This window comes from Streptomyces sp. Tek67B01, assembly GCF_055231995.1.
Genome location: NZ_JBUYUY010000001.1, coordinates 2,645,263 through 2,664,490, shown reverse-complemented (window position 1 = coordinate 2,664,490; position 19,228 = coordinate 2,645,263). Strand labels below are relative to the sequence as shown.

Annotated in this window: 10 protein-coding genes; 7 read left to right on the top strand and 3 right to left on the bottom strand. The window is 74.4% G+C overall.

Annotated features, from left to right (window positions below):
* Positions 1 to 43: 43 nt before the first annotated feature.
* Positions 44 to 1,222, top strand: a complete 1,179-nt coding sequence (gene moeZ, locus ACV7NM_RS11695; protein WP_463410238.1) for an adenylyltransferase/sulfurtransferase MoeZ — start codon at positions 44 to 46, stop codon at positions 1,220 to 1,222.
* 142 nt (positions 1,223 to 1,364) lie between these two features.
* Here the strand turns inward: moeZ and ACV7NM_RS11690 are convergent, their stop codons facing one another.
* Complete coding sequence (locus tag ACV7NM_RS11690; protein WP_463410237.1) at positions 1,365 to 2,966, bottom strand: alpha/beta hydrolase; 1,602 nt, start codon at positions 2,964 to 2,966, stop codon at positions 1,365 to 1,367.
* 92 nt (positions 2,967 to 3,058) lie between these two features.
* Here ACV7NM_RS11690 and ACV7NM_RS11685 point away from each other — a divergent pair, with 92 nt between their 5' ends.
* Positions 3,059 to 3,775 carry a helix-turn-helix domain-containing protein gene (locus tag ACV7NM_RS11685; protein ID WP_463410236.1) on the top strand — a complete coding sequence of 239 codons (717 nt, stop codon included), beginning with the start codon at positions 3,059 to 3,061 and terminating at the stop codon, positions 3,773 to 3,775.
* Positions 3,776 to 4,433: 658 nt separating this feature from the next.
* Here the strand turns inward: ACV7NM_RS11685 and ACV7NM_RS11680 are convergent.
* Complete coding sequence (locus tag ACV7NM_RS11680) at positions 4,434 to 7,319, bottom strand: lysylphosphatidylglycerol synthase transmembrane domain-containing protein (RefSeq protein WP_463410235.1); 2,886 nt, start codon at positions 7,317 to 7,319, stop codon at positions 4,434 to 4,436.
* Between the two features lie 119 nt (positions 7,320 to 7,438).
* Between ACV7NM_RS11680 and ACV7NM_RS11675 the strand changes: the two genes are divergently transcribed.
* The 5 genes from ACV7NM_RS11675 (at position 7,439) to nudC (ending at position 18,712) form a co-directional block, all read left to right on the top strand.
* Entirely contained in the window at positions 7,439 to 7,786 is a 348-nt protein-coding gene (locus tag ACV7NM_RS11675) for an MGMT family protein (RefSeq protein ID WP_463410234.1), read from the top strand.
* Positions 7,787 to 8,038: 252 nt separating this feature from the next.
* Positions 8,039 to 12,097: a UvrD-helicase domain-containing protein gene (locus ACV7NM_RS11670; protein WP_463413906.1), complete on the top strand. Its 4,059-nt coding sequence runs from the start codon at positions 8,039 to 8,041 to the stop codon at positions 12,095 to 12,097.
* 104 nt (positions 12,098 to 12,201) lie between these two features.
* A complete protein-coding gene (locus tag ACV7NM_RS11665; RefSeq protein WP_463410233.1) occupies positions 12,202 to 16,266 on the top strand; it encodes an ATP-dependent DNA helicase in 4,065 nt (1,354 codons plus the stop codon).
* 10 nt (positions 16,267 to 16,276) lie between these two features.
* Positions 16,277 to 17,683: a dipeptidase gene (locus ACV7NM_RS11660; protein ID WP_463410232.1), complete on the top strand. Its 1,407-nt coding sequence runs from the start codon at positions 16,277 to 16,279 to the stop codon at positions 17,681 to 17,683.
* An 81-nt stretch (positions 17,684 to 17,764) separates the two neighbouring features.
* The gene (gene nudC, locus ACV7NM_RS11655; RefSeq protein ID WP_463410231.1) at positions 17,765 to 18,712 is read left to right on the top strand and encodes an NAD(+) diphosphatase; all 948 of its coding nucleotides are present in this window, start codon (positions 17,765 to 17,767) and stop codon (positions 18,710 to 18,712) included.
* 65 nt (positions 18,713 to 18,777) lie between these two features.
* Here nudC and ACV7NM_RS11650 read toward each other — a convergent pair whose 3' ends face one another.
* On the bottom strand, positions 18,778 to 19,038 hold the full coding sequence (locus ACV7NM_RS11650) for a mycoredoxin (RefSeq protein WP_136213948.1): 261 nt from the start codon (positions 19,036 to 19,038) through the stop codon (positions 18,778 to 18,780).
* Between the last annotated feature and the right edge of the window lie 190 nt (positions 19,039 to 19,228).

Sequence of the window (19,228 nt, the reverse complement as noted above, 5' to 3'; positions counted from 1 at the left end):
CGGAGAGAACAACCGTTCAGACATACCCATCTACGGAGTCCCCGTGTCGCTGCCACCCCTGGTAGAGCCAGCTGCTGAGCTCACCGTTGACGAGGTCCGTCGGTACTCCCGCCACCTGATCATCCCGGATGTCGGGATGGACGGCCAAAAGCGCCTCAAGAACGCCAAGGTGCTGGCCGTGGGCGCGGGCGGCCTCGGTTCGCCCGCCCTCATGTACCTGGCCGCGGCCGGCGTCGGCACGCTGGGCATCGTCGAGTTCGACGAGGTCGACGAGTCGAACCTCCAGCGTCAGATCATCCACAGCCAGGCGGACATCGGCCGGTCGAAGGCCGAGTCGGCCCGTGACAGCGTGCTGGGCATCAACCCGTACGTGAACGTGGTCCTTCACGAAGAGCGGCTCGAAGCCGAGAACGTGATGGAGATCTTCAGCCAGTACGACCTCATCGTCGACGGCACGGACAACTTCGCCACGCGCTACCTCGTCAACGACGCCTGCGTGCTGCTGAACAAGCCGTACGTGTGGGGCTCCATCTACCGCTTCGACGGCCAGGCCTCGGTGTTCTGGTCCGAGCACGGCCCCTGCTACCGCTGCCTCTACCCGGAGCCCCCGCCGCCGGGCATGGTCCCGAGCTGCGCCGAGGGCGGCGTACTGGGCGTGCTCTGCGCGTCCATCGGCTCCATCCAGGTCACCGAGGCCATCAAGGTCCTCACGGGCGTCGGCGAGCCGCTGGTCGGCCGTCTGATGATCTACGACGCGCTGGAGATGCAGTACCGCCAGGTCAAGGTGCGCAAGGACCCCGACTGCGCCGTCTGCGGCCCGAACGCGACCGTCACCGAGCTCATCGACTACGAGGCCTTCTGCGGTGTCGTGTCGGAGGAGGCCCAGGAGGCGGCGGCCGGTTCGACGATCACTCCCAAGCAGCTCAAGGAGTGGATCGACGGCGACGAGCCGATCGAGATCATCGACGTCCGGGAGAAGAACGAGTACGAGATCGTCTCGATCCCCGGCGCGAAGCTGATCCCCAAGGGCGAGTTCCTGATGGGCACCGCCCTCCAGGACCTCCCGCAGGACAAGCGGATCGTCTTGCACTGCAAGACGGGTGTCCGCAGTGCGGAAGTGCTCGCCGTCCTGAAGTCCGCGGGCTTCTCCGACGCGGTACACGTCGGCGGCGGGGTCATCGGCTGGGTCCACCAGATCGAGCCCGAGAAGCCGGTCTACTGATCGCCCGCCGATCGGCCGACTGATCCTCGCGTCCGAGGGGCCGCACCGCTCTGCGCGGTGCGGCCCCTCGGCGCGTGTGCGGGCCGGGCGCGGCATTCCTCCGGCGTGGTGTCGGCGCGGCGCCCGGGCACGGGCCTGCGGCTCAGGCGTCGTCCGGCCGCTCGGGCGGCGACGACGGCTGGGCGGACGGGTTCTGGCTCGGGGTGCAGACCTTGCCCGCGGCCGGCACCTTCCCGTCCAGCAAGTAGGCGTTCGTCACCTGCTGCACGCAGGCGTCCCCGCTGTTGTACGCGCCGTGCCCCTGGCCCTTGTACGTCAGCTCCACGCCGACGCCGGGGCCGAGCCGCTCCACCATCCTGCGGGCGCCCTCGTACGGGGTCGCCGGGTCGCCGGTGTTGCCGATCACCAGGATCGGGGCGGACCCGCGGGCGGAGACGTCCGGGGTGTCCCAGGCGCCCGGGACCGGCCAGTCGGTGCAGCTCATCAACGCCCAACCGAGGAAGTCGCCGAACACGGGCGATGCCGAACGGAACTCCGGCAACTTGGACTTGGTCTGCTCCAGGGTGAAACGGTCCTTGGAGTCGGCGCAGTTGATCGCCGTGTTCGCTGCCCCGATGTTGCTGTAGTGACCCTGTTGGTCACGGCCGTTGAGGGCGTCCGACAGCGCCATCAGCAGCTGTCCCTGCCCGCCCTCGGCCTCGTCCAGGCCCTGTTCCAGCAGGGGCCACAGCTCCTTCGAGTAGAGAGCCTGGGCGATGCCGTTGGTGGCGGCGGAATCGGTGAGCTGCCGGCCGGGGAGACCGGGGATCGGTTTGACCGCCAGCTTCTTCTGGAGCCGGGTGACGTTCGCCTCGACCTCCTGGGCGGTGCTGCCCTGGAGGCGGCACGCGTCGCCGCGGTTCACGCAGTCCTGGGCGAAGTTGCCGAGCGCGAGCTGGAACCCCTTGGCCTGGCCTAGGGACCCCTGCTCCGAGGTCTGGGTCGGGTCCACGACGGCGTCGAAGACGGCCCGGCCGACGTTCTTCGGGAAGAGGTGCGCGTAGACCCCGCCGAGCTCGGTCCCGTAGGAGATGCCGAAGTAGTTCAGCTTCTCGTCGCCGAGCGCCTGACGGATGCGGTCCATGTCGCGGGCGGCGTTCTCGGTGCCGACGTGGGGGAGCACCTTGCCGGAGTTGCGCGTGCAGGCCTGCTGGTACCGCTTGATGTTGTCGACGAACGTCTTCTCCTGCTGCGGGGTCGCGGGCGTGGAGTCCGAGGCGTAGTAGGCGTCCAGTTGCTTGTCGTCCTCGCAACGCACGGGCGCGCTGCGGCCGACGCCGCGCGGGTCGAAGCTGACCAGGTCGTAGCGGGAGCGCAGGGCCTCGTACTCCTTGGCGGCACCCGGGAGGGTGGTGATGCCGGAACCGCCGGGGCCGCCGAAGTTGAAGAGGAGGGAGCCGATGCGCTTGTCCTTGTCGCGCGCCTTGGCGCGGATCAGGGCCAGCGGAATCGTTTCTCCTTCGGGCTTCGCGTAGTCGAGGGGCACGTCGAGGGTGGCGCACTGCCAGTCCTTGCCGGGCGCCTGTCCGCCGCCCTCCGCGTTGGTGGGCGCCTCGCACGCCTCCCACTTCAGGGCCTTGGGCGGGTTGCCGCCCGCGGTCTTCTTGTCCTTCTCCCCGCCGTCGCCGGACGAACAGGCGCCGGCGGTGAACAGCGCGGCGGCGGCGGCCGCGGCGGCGGTGACCCGCAGTGCGTTTCTCGGCATGCACCCATCCTGTGGGCGGGCGGGCCGCTGCGCGCGGGCGATGCGCCGTTCGGGGGTGTGCGGGCCGCGGCCGTACGTGGTCACCTGGAGCCATGGACCAAGCCCAATGGGTCGGGATCGGCGAAGCCGCCGCCCTGACCGGTACGACGCCGAACGCCATCCGGCACTTCCACCGAACCGGGCTGCTCCCGGAGCCCGAGCGGGGTCCGGGGGAGCGGCGGCGGTACGGGTACGAGGACGTCGTCCGCGTCCTGTGGGTGCGGGCGGTGATCGAACTGGGGCTGCCCGAGGCCTGGCCACGGGCGGCCGAGGAGGGCGGCGCCGGGCCGGACGATCCCTTGGCGGAGCTGGAGGTGTCGCTGGAGCGGCGACGGGAGCGCGCCGGGGAGTTGCTGTCGGCCGTACGGCGGCTGCGGGCGTGCGGGGGTGACCTGCGGCGGTCGGACGCCGGAGTGGCCCGCGCGGCGGGCCTGGCGACGCCCGAGGTCGGACAGCGGACGTTCACCCTGCACCCCCGGCTGCGGGCGGAGCAGCGGCGGCTGGAGTTGGAGATCGAGGTGCTGTCCGACCCGCGTTTCCCGCCGGACGACCCCCGGGTCGTCGCGCTGGCCCACGACTTCTCCGTCCACCTGCTGGCCCTGGAGGCGGCGGAACGCGCGGCGGACTTCCCGGAGCCGGACTTCCTCGACTCCCCACCCGCCGCGCCCGCGCCGGGCGCCCCGTCCCACGTCCTCACCCTCCCGGGCAAGCTCTCCCCGGCCCTCGCCCGCGTGGCGGAACTCCTCTCGGCACACCGCCCCGCGAACTGATCGGCCCGAACCCCGCCGGAGCGTCGACGGGGGTGCTCACCGCGCCCCCACCCGGCTGACCCGCCAGGGGCCGGTTGCGGCGCGGGCCTGTCCCTGCGCTCCGTCCGGCGGCAGGGCTCCCGCCCGACCGCGTGCCGGGTCGGGCCGGGTCCGGGCCGTGGGCCGTCCGGCTGGGCCCGGTGCCGATGGGTGGCTTCGCTCACGATGCGCCCGATCGGTTGACCTGGCCGGGGCTGCGGCGTGGCGATGTCTGGCCCGCCCCGCGCAATCCGTCCCGGCGGGTGGAGCCCCGGGTGGGGCGGTGGTCGGCCCCCCACGGGGGAATCCGCGCTCGGCCTCCGCTCCCGGCGGGCGGAGCTGCCGGCCGGGGGCCGGTGAGGGTGGGCGTTGCCGGCGAGCCGGCCAGGGTCGGGTGCCCGTGCCGGGGTCCAGCCCCGCGACTTTCGGCCCCACCCGTGCTGCCGGTCCGGGTGGGGAGCCAGGGGCGGGTAGCCGCCGGGGCACGTGCCGGCAGGTGTCGTGGCCCACCGGCCGCCGCCGTGCTCGACGCGCCGCCCTTTGCGAGCCGCGTATCGGCCCGGTGGCCAGGTGCCCGAGGAGCCGGGCGGCCCGCCGTCGCGCGGCGGTGCGGGGACGGGGGGCCGGCGGGCGGACCGCCCTAGATGGCTCCCTTGCGGGTCAGGAAGTTGAACGACAGCCAGCCCGGCAGGACCGGCAGCCAGAACGTCATCAGGCGGAACAGCAGCACCGCCGAGATCGCGACCTCCTTTTCCAGCCCCGCCGCGATCAGGCCCAGCGTCAGCGTCGTCTCCACGGCGCCGATGCCGCCGGGCGTCGGCGCCGCCGAACCCAGCGCGTTGCCCGCCAGGAAGACCACCGCGATGCTCGCGTAGCTGATGGCCTGCCCGCCACCGAACGCGCGGATCGACGCGTCCAGGCACATCACGAAGCAGGCCGTGAGAAGCAGCATCCCGCCGATGCCCGTCATCAGCTTCTGCGGCCGCTGGAGCACGTCCAGCATGCGCGGCACGACCCCGGCGAACAGCGCCCGCACCCGGGTCACGATGAATTTCCGCAGGAACGGGACCGCCGTCACCACCAGCACCAGCACCGCCACCGTCAGGAGACCCGCGATGACCGTCCGGGACGGGGTCATCTCTGGGGTCTTCTCCGTCCCGGTCAGGTAGCCGAAGGACAGCAGCAGCAGGACGTGGCTGGCCAGCCCGAACAACTGCGAGGCGCCGACGCTCGCCACCGCCAGCCCCGGCCGGACCCCGGCCCGCTGGAGGAAGCGGGTGTTCAGCGCGACACCGCCGACCGCCGCCGGGGCCACGAGCTTCACGAACGACCCGGCCACCTGCGCCACCACCGTCCGCAGGAACGACACGCGCTCCGGCACGAACCCCAGCAGGCTCATCGCCGCCGCGAAGTAGCTCAGCACCGAGAAGGCGAGCGCGGCCCCGACCCAGCCCCACTGGGCCTGCGCGACGATGGTCGCGAAGTCCACGTGGGCCAGCTGCGTGAGCAGGAAGTACGCCCCGAACGCCCCCGCGATGAACGAGACGAGCGTGCGCGGCCGGATGCGCTCCAGCCGCGCCGGCTCCACCGGCGCCTGCGGGCGGATCAGCAGCACCTGCCGGCGGATCTGGCTCAGCAGGTCCTCCTCGCGGGCCTCGTCGAGCGCGTCGTCCAACGCCCGCTTCTCCGCCTTCCGGTCGGCGGCGGGGCTCGACGCGGCGTCCGCCTCGCGCGCGGCCTTCGCGGCCCGCGAGGACTCCAGTACCGCCTCCCGTTCCCGGTCGGCCCGCTCGCGCGCCAGCTTGCGCAGAGTCGCCCGGGTGGAGCGGCTCAACGCGATCGGCTGGAGCAACGGCAGACAGTCCGCGACCGCGTCCGGGCCGAGCACCGACACCGCCGACGCCACCGACCGCTCCGCGCCGACCCGCAGGCCGAGGGTGGTCAGCAACTGCGCGATGTCCATCCGCAAGACCAGGTCGCCGGCCGCGATCTCGCCGCCCCGCAGGTCGGTGAGTATGACATTGCCGGAACGATCCACCACGAGCGCGTCCCCGGTGAGCCGCCGGTGGGCGATCCGCCGCGACTGTAGCGCCCGTACCTGCACCCACGCGTTGCGGGTCAACTCGTCGGTGATCTCCTCGTCCGGGAGAGAGTCCAGCGTCCGGCCGCCGAGGTGCTCGTAGACGAGCATCACGGCGTCCGGCCCGAGCTCGGAGGTGGCGATCAGCTTCGGCGCGTTGGCCCCGGCCGCGATGGCGGCGTACGCGAGGAGGGCCTCCTGCTCCAGCGCCTGGCGCAGCGACTGCAGGCTGCGCCGGGTGGTGATGCCGCGCAGGGTCACCCGGCGCCAGACCCGGTAGAAGAAGCCCTGCGCCTGCTGCTCCCGGTCGACGACGGTGACGTCGAGCGGAGGCCCGTCCTCCAGCGTCACGTGGTACCGGCGGCCGCGGTCGCTGATCTCGGAGGCCTCGGCGCTGTCCGGCGCCTCCGCGCGCATCGCGCTGACCGGCTGGAAGCCGACCCGGCGGAGGCCGGCGAGCAGGTGCTGCCCGGTGGGGCGCACGTTCGGGGAGCCGACGGCGTACAGCGTCCCGTACGCCACGCTCCAGCCGATCAGTACGGTCAGGATGATCGAGAAGGGTGTGGTGTAGCCGCTGACCAGCATCGCGAAGGCGTCGAGCAGCAGGACCACCCACAACGCGACCCGCCAGCGGGGACGGCGGGTCATCCCGACCGCCGTCATGTAGGCGATGACGGGCGCGAGGTAGCCGTGCACCGGGTCGGTGAGGGCGCCGCCGGCGCCGGTGGCGCGGGTGAGGGCGTCCTGGATCGTCGCGGGGGCGGCCTGGGAGACCCACAGGTCGGTGGCGAGGGTGACACCGTGCGCGAGGACCGCGGCGAGCACGCCGTCGGCGATGCGCAGGCCGTCGCGCTTGATCAGCCGTTCGATGGCGAAGGCGACGGGGACGAGCAGTACGGCGATGCTCGCCACCAGCCCGGCGACCTTGATCAGCACGTCGGGCGCCTGACCGGTGCCGTTGGAGATGTCCTGTTCGAGACCGGCGGTGGTGCCGTGGGCGAAGGCTGAGATGCCGAGGACGACCGCGATGCCGAGGACGCCGACGAGGAGCCGGACGAGGTCGGAGGGCCGGTGGACGCGGGCGGCGAGGAGCGGCTCGTCGACCTCGACGCGGTCGGCGTCGGTCGGGGTGTGGCCGTGCGGGCGCTCGGGGCTGTCGAGGCCGTCGTCGGCGCCGCGATCGTCGTGACCGCCGCCGCGGTCGTCTCGGTGGCCGGCGTTGGGTCCGGGTTGCGCGCCGGCGTCCGGGCCGGGTTGCGCGCCGAGGTGCGCGCCGTGCTCCGGTCCGAGGTGCGCGCCGTGCTCCGGGCCGTCCTCGGGGCCCGGGCCCCGGCGGTCGTCGCGGGGCGTGTCTGGGCGTGCGCCGTCGTTCGACGTCGCGCCGTCCGGAGGGCTCACACCCTGCTCCTTCGCCGTCACTTCCGTCTCTTCTTGATCACGTATCACCAGTCACCGCCCGGAAGATGGTGGCACGGACCGGCGTGCGTGCGGGGCAGCAGGGTGCGCGCCGGTGCGGAAGCAAACCCTCCACGAGCCTGTCGGTCACGTGCGGCACCATGGTCCGGATGAGCGCAGAACTGCCCGAGTACGCGGAACGGGTGCTGGAGGTGACCGAGCGTATTCCGCCCGGCCGGGTGATGACGTACGGCGACGTCGCCGAGTGGCTCGGCGAGGGCGGACCACGCCAAGTCGGGCGCGTCATGGCCCTGTACGGCGGCGCCGTGCCCTGGTGGCGCGTGGTGCGCGCCGACGGCCGGCCCCTGCCGGGCAGCGAACACCGGGCCCTGTCGCACTACCGCGCCGAGGGCACGCCGCTGCGCGAGACCACCGGCGGCGAGTCGCGGCTGGCGATGCGGCGGGCACGCTGGGACGGCCGGGAAGGACGTGACGGAGGCGACGAGGCTCACACCTGACAGCTTCGGCCATTCGTGGCCCGGGCGGGAGACCGAAGGTTCGTACGGGCGACGGGGCGAGGGGCCCGCGGGGTGACGACCGAACCGACCCGGGGCGTCCCGGACGACTGCGGCGGCCGGTGCGGGTGGCGTAGCGTTGCCCCTTCGGCCGTCCCGCCCGGGGTCGAGCCGACCGACGCCCGTGACGCACCGCCGTGCGCGCCCGACGTACCCGTACCACCCGCAGACCCACCAGGACCGGCACCTCACGTGATCACCTCCCCCTCCGACCGCTCAGAGCGGCGTACGCGCACCTCCGACGCGTACCGCCTGGTGCGCACCGGGCCGGAACGGGTGGCTCCCCCTGTCCTGGACGCAGCGCAACGCGCGGTGGTTGAGCACACCGGCGGACCTCTGTTGGTGCTGGCCGGGCCGGGCACCGGCAAGACCACCACGCTGATCGAGTCGGCCGCCGCCCGGGTCGAGGCGGGCACCGACCCGGCCCGCGTCCTGATCCTGACCTTCAGCCGCAAGGCGGCCGTCGAACTGCGCGACCGGGCGGCCCTGCGGCTGGGCGGCGCCCGCGCCCCGCAGGCCACCACCTTCCACTCGTTCTGCTACGGCCTGGTCCGCGCCCACCAGGACACCGACCTCTTCGCCGACCCGCTGCGGCTGCTGTCGGGCCCGGAGCAGGACGTGATGGTCCGCACCCTGTTGGAGGGGCAGCGCCGTATCCGCTCCATCCGCTGGCCGGACGACCTGCGGGCCGCGCTGACCACCCGGGGGTTCGCCGACGAGGTCCGCGCGGTGCTGGCCCGCGCGCGCGAGTTGGGGCTCGGCCCCGAGGCCCTGTCGGACTTCGCCCGGCGGATCGGCCGACCGGACTGGCAGGCGGCCGCCGCCTTCCTCTCCGAGTACCTGGACGTCCTGGACATGCAGGGCACGCTGGACTACGCGGAGCTGCTGCACCGTGCGGTGCTCCTCGCGGAACGCACGCCGTCCCTCGCGTCCGCGTACGACGTGATCTACGTGGACGAGTACCAGGACACCGACGCCTCGCAGCTGCGGCTGCTGCGCGCGCTGAACGGGCCGGGCGGGACGCTGGTGGCCTTCGGCGACCCGGACCAGTCGATCTACGCGTTCCGGGGCGCCGACATCAACAACATCCTCGACTTCGAGAGTTCCTTCCCCGGGGCGGAGGTACGGGCCCTGACGGTGGGTCGCCGCTCCGGGGCGGTCCTGCTGGCCGCGACCCGGCTGCTCACGTCCCGCATGCCGGTGCCGAGGCTGCCCGCGGCGGCGGTACGGGCACACCGGGCACTGCGTCCCGTGCGGGAGGGCGGGCGCGTGGAGGTGTACACGTACCCGACGGCCGGCGCGGAACTCGACAACATCGCCGACATCCTGCGGCGGGCGCACCTGGAGGACGGCGTGCCGTGGCGGGACATGGCCGTCCTGGTCCGCGCCGGCGGCCGCACGCTCCCCGCGACGCGGCGCGCGCTGATCTCCGCCGGGGTCCCGGCGGAGACGGACGGCACGGACATCCCCCTCCGCCACGAACCGGCCGTGGCCCCCCTCCTGACGGCCCTCCGCCTGGCCGCCACGGCCGCCGCCGCGACCGCCACCGCCGGCTCGGACCTCCCCGGGCTCCCCGCCGCGGCCTTCGCCGCCGGGGCGGACGGGCCGTGGGTCTCCGATCCGGCCGGCGCCGACGCAGCGGCCCCGGCAGCCACGACCGAGCCCCCGGCCTCCGCTGCCGAGGCCTCCGGCCCGGCCGGTGCGGCTGGGCAGGTCGGTTTCGGCACCGGGTTCCCCGGGGCGGAGGGGCCGGGCGACTCCCCCCGAGGCGCCACCGCGACTTCGGCGGCCTCGATCGAAGCCACCACTTCCGCTGCCGCAACCCCCTGCCCGACCGGTGCGGCCGGTGCCGCCGAGGAGGCCGGTTACGGCGCCGACGCAGCGGCCCCGGCGGGTTCGGCCGGTGAGGGCCGGCCGGTGGCGGGTGTCGACGCCACGGCAGACGCGGACGGGTCGGTCGGGCCCGGCCCTGTGGCCGGCCCGGGCGGTTCCGGTCCCAGCGATGCGCCGCTTCACCCCGCCGCTCCGGAGAGCTCCGCCGACCCGGGCGGGCCGGCCCCGGCTCCCGGCTCCGCCGAGGAGGCCGCCCCGGCCGGTTCCGGAGACGGCGCCGGCTCCGTGGGGTCGGCGGCTGCGGCCGGTTCCGGCGGGCCGGGTGATCGGCCGGACGGGGGCGCCGCGCAGGCCTCCGGTGCCGGCGGCGACGGCGCGGCCGACGGGGCCACACTGTCGGCCGACGCCGTCGGACCCGCCGCGGCCGATGCCGTCGGACCCGCCGCGGCCGCCGCGTCGGCCGACGCGGCGGTGGTCGCTGCCGCCGGGCAGGCCGGTTCCGGCGGGCCGGGCGGGCAGCCGGATGCGGAGGCCTTGGACGACGTCGGCTGGGTGGGGGTCGAGGCGGCCGTCGCGTTGCTCGGGTCGCCGCTCGGAGGCATGGACGCCGCCGATCTGCGTCGGCTGGGGCGGGCGTTGCGGGAAGAGGAGCGGGCCGCCGGGGTCACCGTGCCCGCTCCCTCCGACGTGCTGCTCGCCCGCGCCCTCGCCGAGCCCGAGCGGCTCGTCGCCCACGACCCCGCCTACGCCCGCGGCGCCCAACGCCTCGGCCTGCTCCTGCGCAAGGCCCGCGAGCTCCTCGAAGGCGGCGGCACGGCGGAAGAGGCCCTCTGGCTCCTGTGGGACGGCACCCCCTGGCCCCAGCGCCTGGAGCGGGGCGCCCGCCGCGGCGGCCCCGCCGGCCGCAACGCGGACCGCGACCTCGACGCCGTCTGCGCCCTCTTCGACACCGCCGCCCGCGCCGAGGAACGTACCGGCGGCCGCGGCGCCCTCAACTTCCTCGAACAGCTCGAAGCCGAGGACATCGCCGCCGACACCCTCACCCGCAAGGCCCACCGCTCCGACGCCGTCCGGCTGATGACCGCCCACCGTTCCAAGGGGCTCGAATGGGGCCTCGTCGTCGTCGCCGGCGTCCAGGAAGGGCTCTGGCCCGACCTCCGCCGCCGCGGCTCCCTCCTGGAGGCCGACCGCATCGGCCGTGACGGTCTCGCCGACCCGCTCACCCCCGGCGCCCTCCTCGCCGAGGAGCGCCGCCTCTTCTACGTCGCCGCCACCCGCGCCCGCCACCGCCTCGTCGTCACCGCCGTCAAGGCCCCCGCCGAGGACGGCGACCAGCCCTCCCGCTTCCTCAGCGAACTCGGCGTACCGGTCAAGGACGTCGCCGGCCGCCCCCGCCGCCCCCTCTCCGTCCCGGCGCTCGTCGCCGAACTCCGTGCCACCACCGTCGACCCCGAGGCCTCCGAGGCGATGCGCGACGCCGCCGCCCGCCGGCTGGCCCGCCTCGCCGCGCTCACCGACGACGAGGACCGGCCCCTGGTCCCCGCCGCGCACCCGCAGCGCTGGTGGGGGCTGTACGAACCCACCCGCAGTACCGTCCCGCTGCGCGACCGCGACCGCCCCGTCGCCCTCTCCGGCAGCGCCCTGGACCAGCTCGCCAACACCTGCTCCCTCCAGTGGTTCCTCGGCCGCGAGGTCAAGGCGGACGCCCCCTCCACCGCCGCCCAGGGCTTCGGCAACGTCGTCCACGTCCTGGCCGACGAAGTCGCCTCCGGCCGGACCCCCGCCGACCTCGCCGTCCTGATGGAACGCCTCGACTCCGTCTGGGACGCCCTCGCCTTCGACGCCCCGTGGAAGTCCCGCCAGGAGAAGGACAACGCCCGCGCCGCCCTCGAACGCTTCCTGCGCTGGCACGCCACCGACCGGGGGGGCAGGGCGGCGGTGGCCACGGAGCACGAATTCGACGTCACGCTCGAAGCGGGCGACTTCGCCGTTCGCGTCCGGGGTTCCATGGACCGGGTCGAATCGGACCCCCAGGGGCGTGCGTACGTCGTCGACTTCAAGACCGGCAAGGCCGTGCCCACCAAGGACGAGGTCGCACGCCACCCCCAGCTCGCGGTGTACCAGCTCGCGGTCCGCGAAGGAGCCGTCGACGAGGTCTTCGACGGCCGCCGCCCCGAACCCGGCGGCGCCGAACTCGTACAGCTCCGTCAAGGCGCCGCCAAGCGCGACGGCGGCGACGAGGTGCCGAAGGTCCAGGCGCAGCAGCCCCTGGACGGAGACTGGGCCGCCGACCTGCTCGCCACCGCCGCCGGTCGGGTCCTGGACGAGCGCTTCACCCCCAACACCGGACAGCACTGCGACCACTGTTCCTTCCGCAGCGCGTGCAGCGCCCGCCCGGAGGGCCGCCACACCGTGGAGTGACCGCTCTCCGGGCGGGCGCTGCACGCGCTGCGGGCGGGGGCGTCGGCGGGACGGCGCCCGGGACGCCGGCGGGGAGTGTCAGTGCGGGCGGCTAGCCTTTTCGGGTGTCCGCGCGTCCGGCCGGCCCCCCGGCCCTCACCGATCCCGAGCAGCTCAAGGAGCTCCTCGGGATCCCCTTCACGCCGGAACAGCTGGCCTGTGCGACCGCACCGGCCGCCCCCCAGGTCATCGTCGCGGGAGCGGGCTCCGGCAAGACCACCGTCATGGCCGCGCGCGTGGTCTGGCTGGTCGGCACGGGCGCGGTCGCGCCCGAACAGGTCCTCGGCCTGACCTTCACCAACAAGGCCGCCGGCGAACTCGCCGAGCGCGTCCGCAAGGCCCTCGCCCGCGCCGGCATCAGCGACCCGGACCCTTTCCCCGATGCCTTCCCGGACCCTTCCTCGGCCGGGAGGGAGCCGGGCGCGGCCGCCGGAGAGCCCCGCATCTCCACCTATCACGCCTTCGCCGGGCAGCTCCTCAAGGACCACGGCCTGCGCATCGGGCTGGAACCCAGCACCCGACTGCTCGCGGACGCCACCCGCTTCCAGCTCGCCGCCCGCGTGCTGCGCGAGGCCCCCGGCCCGTACCCCTCGCTGACGAAGTCCCTCCCCGACCTGGTCAGCGACCTGCTCGCGCTCGACGCCGAACTGTCCGAGCACCTGGTCGCCCCGCAGGAACTGCGGACGTACGACACCGGGCTCCTGGACGAACTCGCCGGCACCAAGCTCACCAACGACGACCTGCGCAAGATCCCCGAGGCGGTACGCGGCCGGCTCGAACTGCTGGAGCTCACCGAGCGCTACCGCGACGCCAAACGCTCCCGCGACCTGCTCGACTTCAGCGACCAGATAGCCCTCTCCGCGCGGCTCGCCACCACCCGGCCCGAGGTCGGGGCGCTGCTGCGCGAGGAATTCCGGGTCGTCCTGCTCGACGAGTACCAGGACACCTCCGTCGCGCAGCGGCTGCTGCTCTCCGGCCTGTTCGGTGCCGGCACGGGCCACGCCGTGACCGCCGTCGGCGACCCCTGCCAGGCGATCTACGGCTGGCGCGGTGCCTCCGTCGCCAACCTAGACGACTTCCCCGAGCACTTCCCGAACGCCGACGGCAGCCCCGCCGCCCGTCAGTCGCTCAGCGAGAACCGGCGCAGCGGCGGCCGGCTGTTGGACCTGGCCAACGGCCTCGCCGCGCCCCTGCGCGCCATGCACGAGGGCGTCGAGGCGCTGCGGCCCGCGCCGGGGGAGGAGCGGTCCGGCTCGGTCCGCTGCGCCCTGCTGCCCACGCACGCCGAGGAGCTGGAGTGGCTCGGCGACTCCGTCGCGCACCTGGTCCGTACGGGGACGGCGCCGGGGGAGATCGCGGTGCTGTGCCGCTCCGCCGGGGACTTCGCGCGCATCCAGGCGGTGCTGGTGGCCCGCGAGGTGCCCGTCGAAGTGGTCGGGCTCTCCGGCCTCCTGCACCTGCCCGAGGTCGCGGACCTGGTCGCGGTGTGCGAGGTGCTCCAGGACCCGGGCGCCAACGCCTCACTGGTGCGGCTGCTGACCGGCCCCCGCTGGCGGATCGGCGCGCGTGACCTGGCACTGCTGGGGCGGCGGGCGCGGCAGCTCGTGAACGGCCGGCCGTCGGGCGGGGCCGACGCCGACCCGGACGCGCGGCTCGCGGCGGCCGTCGAGGGCGTCGACCCGGTGGAGGTCATCTCGCTGGCCGACGCGCTGGAGACCTTCCTCGACTCCGCCGGGGCCGTCGCCGGGGAGGACCTGCCCTTCTCGGCGGAAGCCCGGGTCCGCTTCGCGCACCTCGCGCAGGAGCTGCGTGACCTGCGGCGTTCGCTCGCCGATCCGCTGATGGACGTACTGCACCGGGTGCTCGCGGCGACCGGGCTGGACGTGGAACTGTCGGCCTCCCCGCACGCCCTGGCCGCCCGGCGCCGCGAGACGCTGTCCGGCTTCCTGGACGTCGCGGCGGGATTCGCCTCGCTCGACGGGGAGGCCTCGCTGCTCGCGTTCCTCGCCTTCCTGCGGACGGCGGCGCAGTACGAGAAGGGCCTGGACCACGCCCTGCCGGGCGGGGAGAACACGGTCAAGGTGCTGACGGCCCACAAGTCCAAGGGGCTGGAGTGGGACGTGGTGGTCGTACCCGGCCTCTGCGCGGGAGCCTTCCCGAAGGAGAAGCCGCCGGAGGCCTGGACGTCGTACGCGAAGGTCCTGCCGTACGCCCTGCGCGGCGACGCGTCGACGCTGCCCGGCGACCCCGCCTGGACCTCGGCGGGCCTCAAGTCCTTCAAGGCGGGGCTGAAAGAACACAAGGCGGTGGAGGAACTCCGCCTGGGGTACGTGACGTTCACCCGACCGCGCTCGCTCCTGCTGGCCTCGGGCCACTGGTGGGGGCCGACGCAGAAGAAGCCGCGGGGGCCGTCCGCGTTCCTGGAGGCGCTGTACGCGCACTGCGAGGCGGGACACGGGGAGATCGAGGCGTGGGCGCCCGAGCCCGAGCCGGAGGACGAGAACCCGGTCCTGGCCGAGGCCGCGACCGCGGACCACGCCTGGCCGCTGCCGCTGGACCCGGCCTCGCTGGCGCGGCGCCGCCGCGCGGCGGCGCTGGTGGAGTCCCACCTCTCGGCGGCCTACCTCTGGCCCCCGCACTGCGAGGAGCCGTCCTACGACGACCCCTCCTGGCCCGACCCCACGGTCCCACCCCCTCGCTCCGCCGTCCCGGACGAGGACCTGTGGCCGGAGGCCGACGCGGCCGGATGGTCGGCCCGGCCTCCGGGCTCCGGTTCGGCCGTGTCAGACGGTGCGGGGCCGGAGGCCCACTTCACCGCGTCCGCCGACGCTCCCGGGCCGCAGCCCCGCTCCGCCCTGCCGGCCGGCGCGGCCGGTCCGCAGGCGCACGCCACCGTGCCGGAGGAGGACCTGTGGCCGGAGGCCGACGCGGCCGGATGGTCGGCTCGGCCTCCGGGCTCCGGTTCGGCCGTGTCGGACGGCGACTTGTGGCCGGAGGCCGACGCGCACGCTGGGTTGGCGTGGCCTCCGCATGCCGGTGACGCCCCGCCCTCCCGCTCGGCCGTGCCCGCTGACGGGCCCGGGCCGGAGGCGTACCCCCCCGTGTCCGCCGACGCCGCGCGCTCCGACTCCGCTGTGCCCGCCCGGGCCCTCGGGCAGCAGGCGCACGCCGCCGTCCCGGACGAGGACCTGTGGCCGGAGGCCGACGCGGCCGGATGGTCGGCCCGGCCTCCGGGCTCCGGCTCCGGTATGCCCGCCGACGGCCCCGCCGCCCGGGTGCCCGGGCAGCAGGCGCGTGCCGCCGTGCCGGGTGACCAGCTGTGGCCGGAGGAGGACACGTGGGTGCCGGCGGCATCCGGGCCCGGCGGTCGGGCGTGGGACGCGGGCCGCGGGTCGGCCGAGCTGAGTGCCGAAGAGGCTCGGGCCGTCGCCTCCTGGGACCGGGACCTCGACGCCCTCGAAGGCGAGCTCCGCCGTACCCGTACGGCGGTCCGCGACGTCGAGCTGCCCGCCTCCCTCTCCGCCGGCCAGCTCCTGCGCCTCGCCGCCGACGAGCAGGGCTTCGCCCGCGAGCTCGCCCGCCCCATGCCCAAACCGCCCCAGCCCGCCGCCCGCCAGGGCACCCGCTTCCACGCATGGGTCGAGTCCCGCTTCGACGAGCTCCCGCTCCCCCTCCTCGACGTCCTCGACCCCGCCACCGAACTCCCCGGCGCCGCCTCCGACCAGGACATCGCCGACGAGGCCGACCTCGCCTCCCTCAAGGCCGCCTTCGAGCGCAGCGAGTACGCCGACCGCACTCCTCACCGGATGGAGGCCCCGGTCCAGCTCGCCCTCGCCGGTCGCGTCGTCCGCGGCCGGATCGACGCCGTCTACAAGAACCCCGACGGTTCGTACGAGATCGTCGACTGGAAGACCGGCCGTACGACCGAGGCCGACCCCCTCCAGCTCGCCGTCTACCGCCTGGCCTGGGCCGAGGCCACCGAGACCCCCCTCGACCGGGTCTCCGCCGCGTTCCTCCACGTCCGCAGCGGGCGCGTGATCCGCCCTCGCGACCTGCCCGACCGGGCTCGGCTTGAGCGGATCCTCCAAGGCAAAACGGGCACGGACAGTGCTCCTCAGGCGGACGGTTAGTCTCGTAGGCATGAGCGACACCCAGGCGGACAACGTCGTCCGCACGTACATCGACACCCACCGCGCCGTCTTCCTCGACGACCTCGCCGAGTGGCTGCGCATCCCGTCCGTCTCGGCCCAGCCCGAGCACGCGGTCGATGTACGGCGCAGCGCCGACTGGCTCGCCGCCAAGCTCAAGGAGACCGGCTTCCCGGTCGCCGAGGTCCTCGAAACGCCCGGTGCCCCCGCCGTCTTCGCCGAGTGGCCGAGCGCCGATCCGGCCGCCCCCACCGTCCTCGTCTACGGACACCACGACGTGCAGCCCGCCGCCCGCGAGGACGGCTGGCACACCGACCCGTTCGAGCCGGTCATCGCGGACGGCCGGATGTACGCGCGCGGCGCGGCCGACGACAAGGGCCAGGTGTTCTTCCACACCCTCGGCGTGCGCGCGCACCTCGCCGCCACCGGCGCCGACGCCCCCGCCGTACACCTCAAGCTCCTCATCGAGGGCGAGGAGGAGTCCGGCTCGCCGAACTTCCGCGCCCTCGTCGAGCGCGAGGCCGACCGCCTCGCCGCCGATGTCGTGGTCGTCTCCGACACCGGCATGTGGTCCGAGACCACCCCCACCGTCTGCACCGGCATGCGCGGCGTCGCCGACTGCGAGATCGACTTCCACGGGCCGGACCAGGACATCCACTCCGGCGCCTTCGGCGGGGCCGTGCCCAATCCGGCGACCGTCGCCGCCCGCCTCGTCGCGGCGCTGCACGACGCGGACGGCCGGGTCACGGTCCCCGGCTTCTACGACGGCGTCGGCGAGCTCGACGACGCCGAACGCCGGCTGATCGCCGAGCTGCCCTTTGACGAGGCCGAGTGGCTCCGTACGGCCAAGTCGCACGCGACCGCCGGCGAGAAGGGGTACTCGACGCTGGAGCGCGTCTGGGCCCGCCCGACCGCCGAAGTCAACGGCATCGGCGGCGGCTACCAGGGTCCCGGCGGCAAGACCATCGTGCCCGCCTCCGCCCACGTGAAGCTGTCGTTCCGCCTCGTGTCCGGACAGGACCCGTACGAGATCGAGGCCGCCGTACGGGACTGGGTCGCCGCGCGCGTCCCCGACGGCATCCGGCACTCCATCGTCTTCGGCGCCCCGACCCGGCCGTGCCTGACCCCGCTGGACCACCCGGCCCTGCGGTCCGTCGTGCGGGCCATGGGCCGAGCCTTCGGGCAGCCGATCCGGTTCACGCGCGAGGGCGGCTCCGGCCCCGCCGCCGACCTGCGGGACGTCCTCGACGCCCCGGTCCTCTTCCTCGGCATCTCCGTCCCGTCCGACGGCTGGCACGCGCCCAACGAGAAGGTCGAGCTGGACCTGCTCCTCAAGGGCGTCGAGACGGCCGCCTACCTGTGGGGGGACCTCGCCGCCCACTGGACGCCCGGCGCCTGAGGACGGGAGCCGCACACCCGCACGAGAGCCCAGAGCCCACGCACGCCGCCCGCCTAGCCCGCCTGTCCACCACCGGGGGAGTTGGAAGTACCTGTGAGTACCCGTACCGAGCGCCCGCTCTCGCTCGCCGCGCCCAGCGGCATCGACCGCGCCGCGCACCACCGCCTCGACGAGGCCTGGCTCGCCGCCGCCTGGAGCCACCCGACGACCCGCGTCTTCGTCGTCTCCGGCGGCCAGGTGCTGATCGACGACACCCCCGACGGCGGCACGGCCATCGTGATGACCCCCGCCTTCGAGGCCCCGGTCACCCAGACGCACCGCTACTTCCTGGGCACGGACGAGGACGGCGTACGGTACTTCGCGCTTCAGAAGGACTCCCTGCCGGGTCGCATGGACCAGTCGGCGCGCGCCGCGGGGCTGCGGGAGGCGGGCCTGCTGCTGTCACCGCGGGACGCCGCCTTGATGGTGCACGCGGTGGCGCTGGAGAACTGGCAGCGGATGCACCGTTTCTGCTCCCGCTGCGGCGAGCGCACGGTCGTGGCGGCCGCCGGGCACATCCGGCGCTGCCCGGGCTGCGGCGCCGAGCACTACCCGCGCACCGACCCGGCCGTGATCATGCTCGTCACCGACGAGCACGACCGGGCGCTGCTGGGCCGCCAGGTGCACTGGCCCGAGGGCCGCTTCTCGACGCTGGCCGGCTTCGTGGAGCCGGGCGAGTCCATCGAGCAGTCGGTGATCCGCGAGGTGTGGGAGGAGGCGGGCGTCAAGGTCGGCGCGGTCGACTACGTCGCCAGCCAGCCGTGGCCGTTCCCGTACAGCCTGATGCTCGGCTTCACGGCGCGGGCCGTCAGCTCGGAGATCACCGTGGACGGCGAGGAGATCCAGGAGGCCCGCTGGTTCTCCAGGGAGGACCTGCGCGAGGCGATCGAGTCGGGCGAGGTGCTCCCGCCGGCGGGGATCTCCATCGCGGCCCGGCTGGTCGAGCTCTGGTACGGGAAGCCGCTGCCGAGGCCCGCGGCCCGGCCGTAACGTTCGTCACAGCAGGAGGCCCCCGCCGCGGCGGGGGCCTCCTGCTGTGTACGCGGGGAGCGCGGTCAGACGGCGAGGGCCTGCTTGACCTGGGCCAGGCTCGGGTTCGTCATGACGGACTCGTTGCCCGCGGGGGACTTCACGAGCACCGTCGGAACGGTCTGGTTGCCGCCGTTCGCCTGCTCCACGAACGCCGCGGACGCCGGGTCGAGCTCGATGTTGATCTCCTCGTACGCGATGCCTTCCCGGTCCAGCTGGGTCTTCAGCCGGCGGCAGTAGCCGCACCAGGTCGTGCTGTACATCGTGACGGAACCCGTGTCCTGCATGCTGCGCTCTCCTTCGTGAGGCTCGGTGGTCCGAGTACTCGAACGTACGCCACGGCCTCCCCATTCCCGGCCGGGAACGGGAACGGAACGGGGCCGGGAACGGGACCGGGGGCCCTCCCCGCGCTCACCGCGCATAAGTACGACGGATACCGGCGGCCTGTGGACAACGTTCCCGCCAGGCACACCGGAC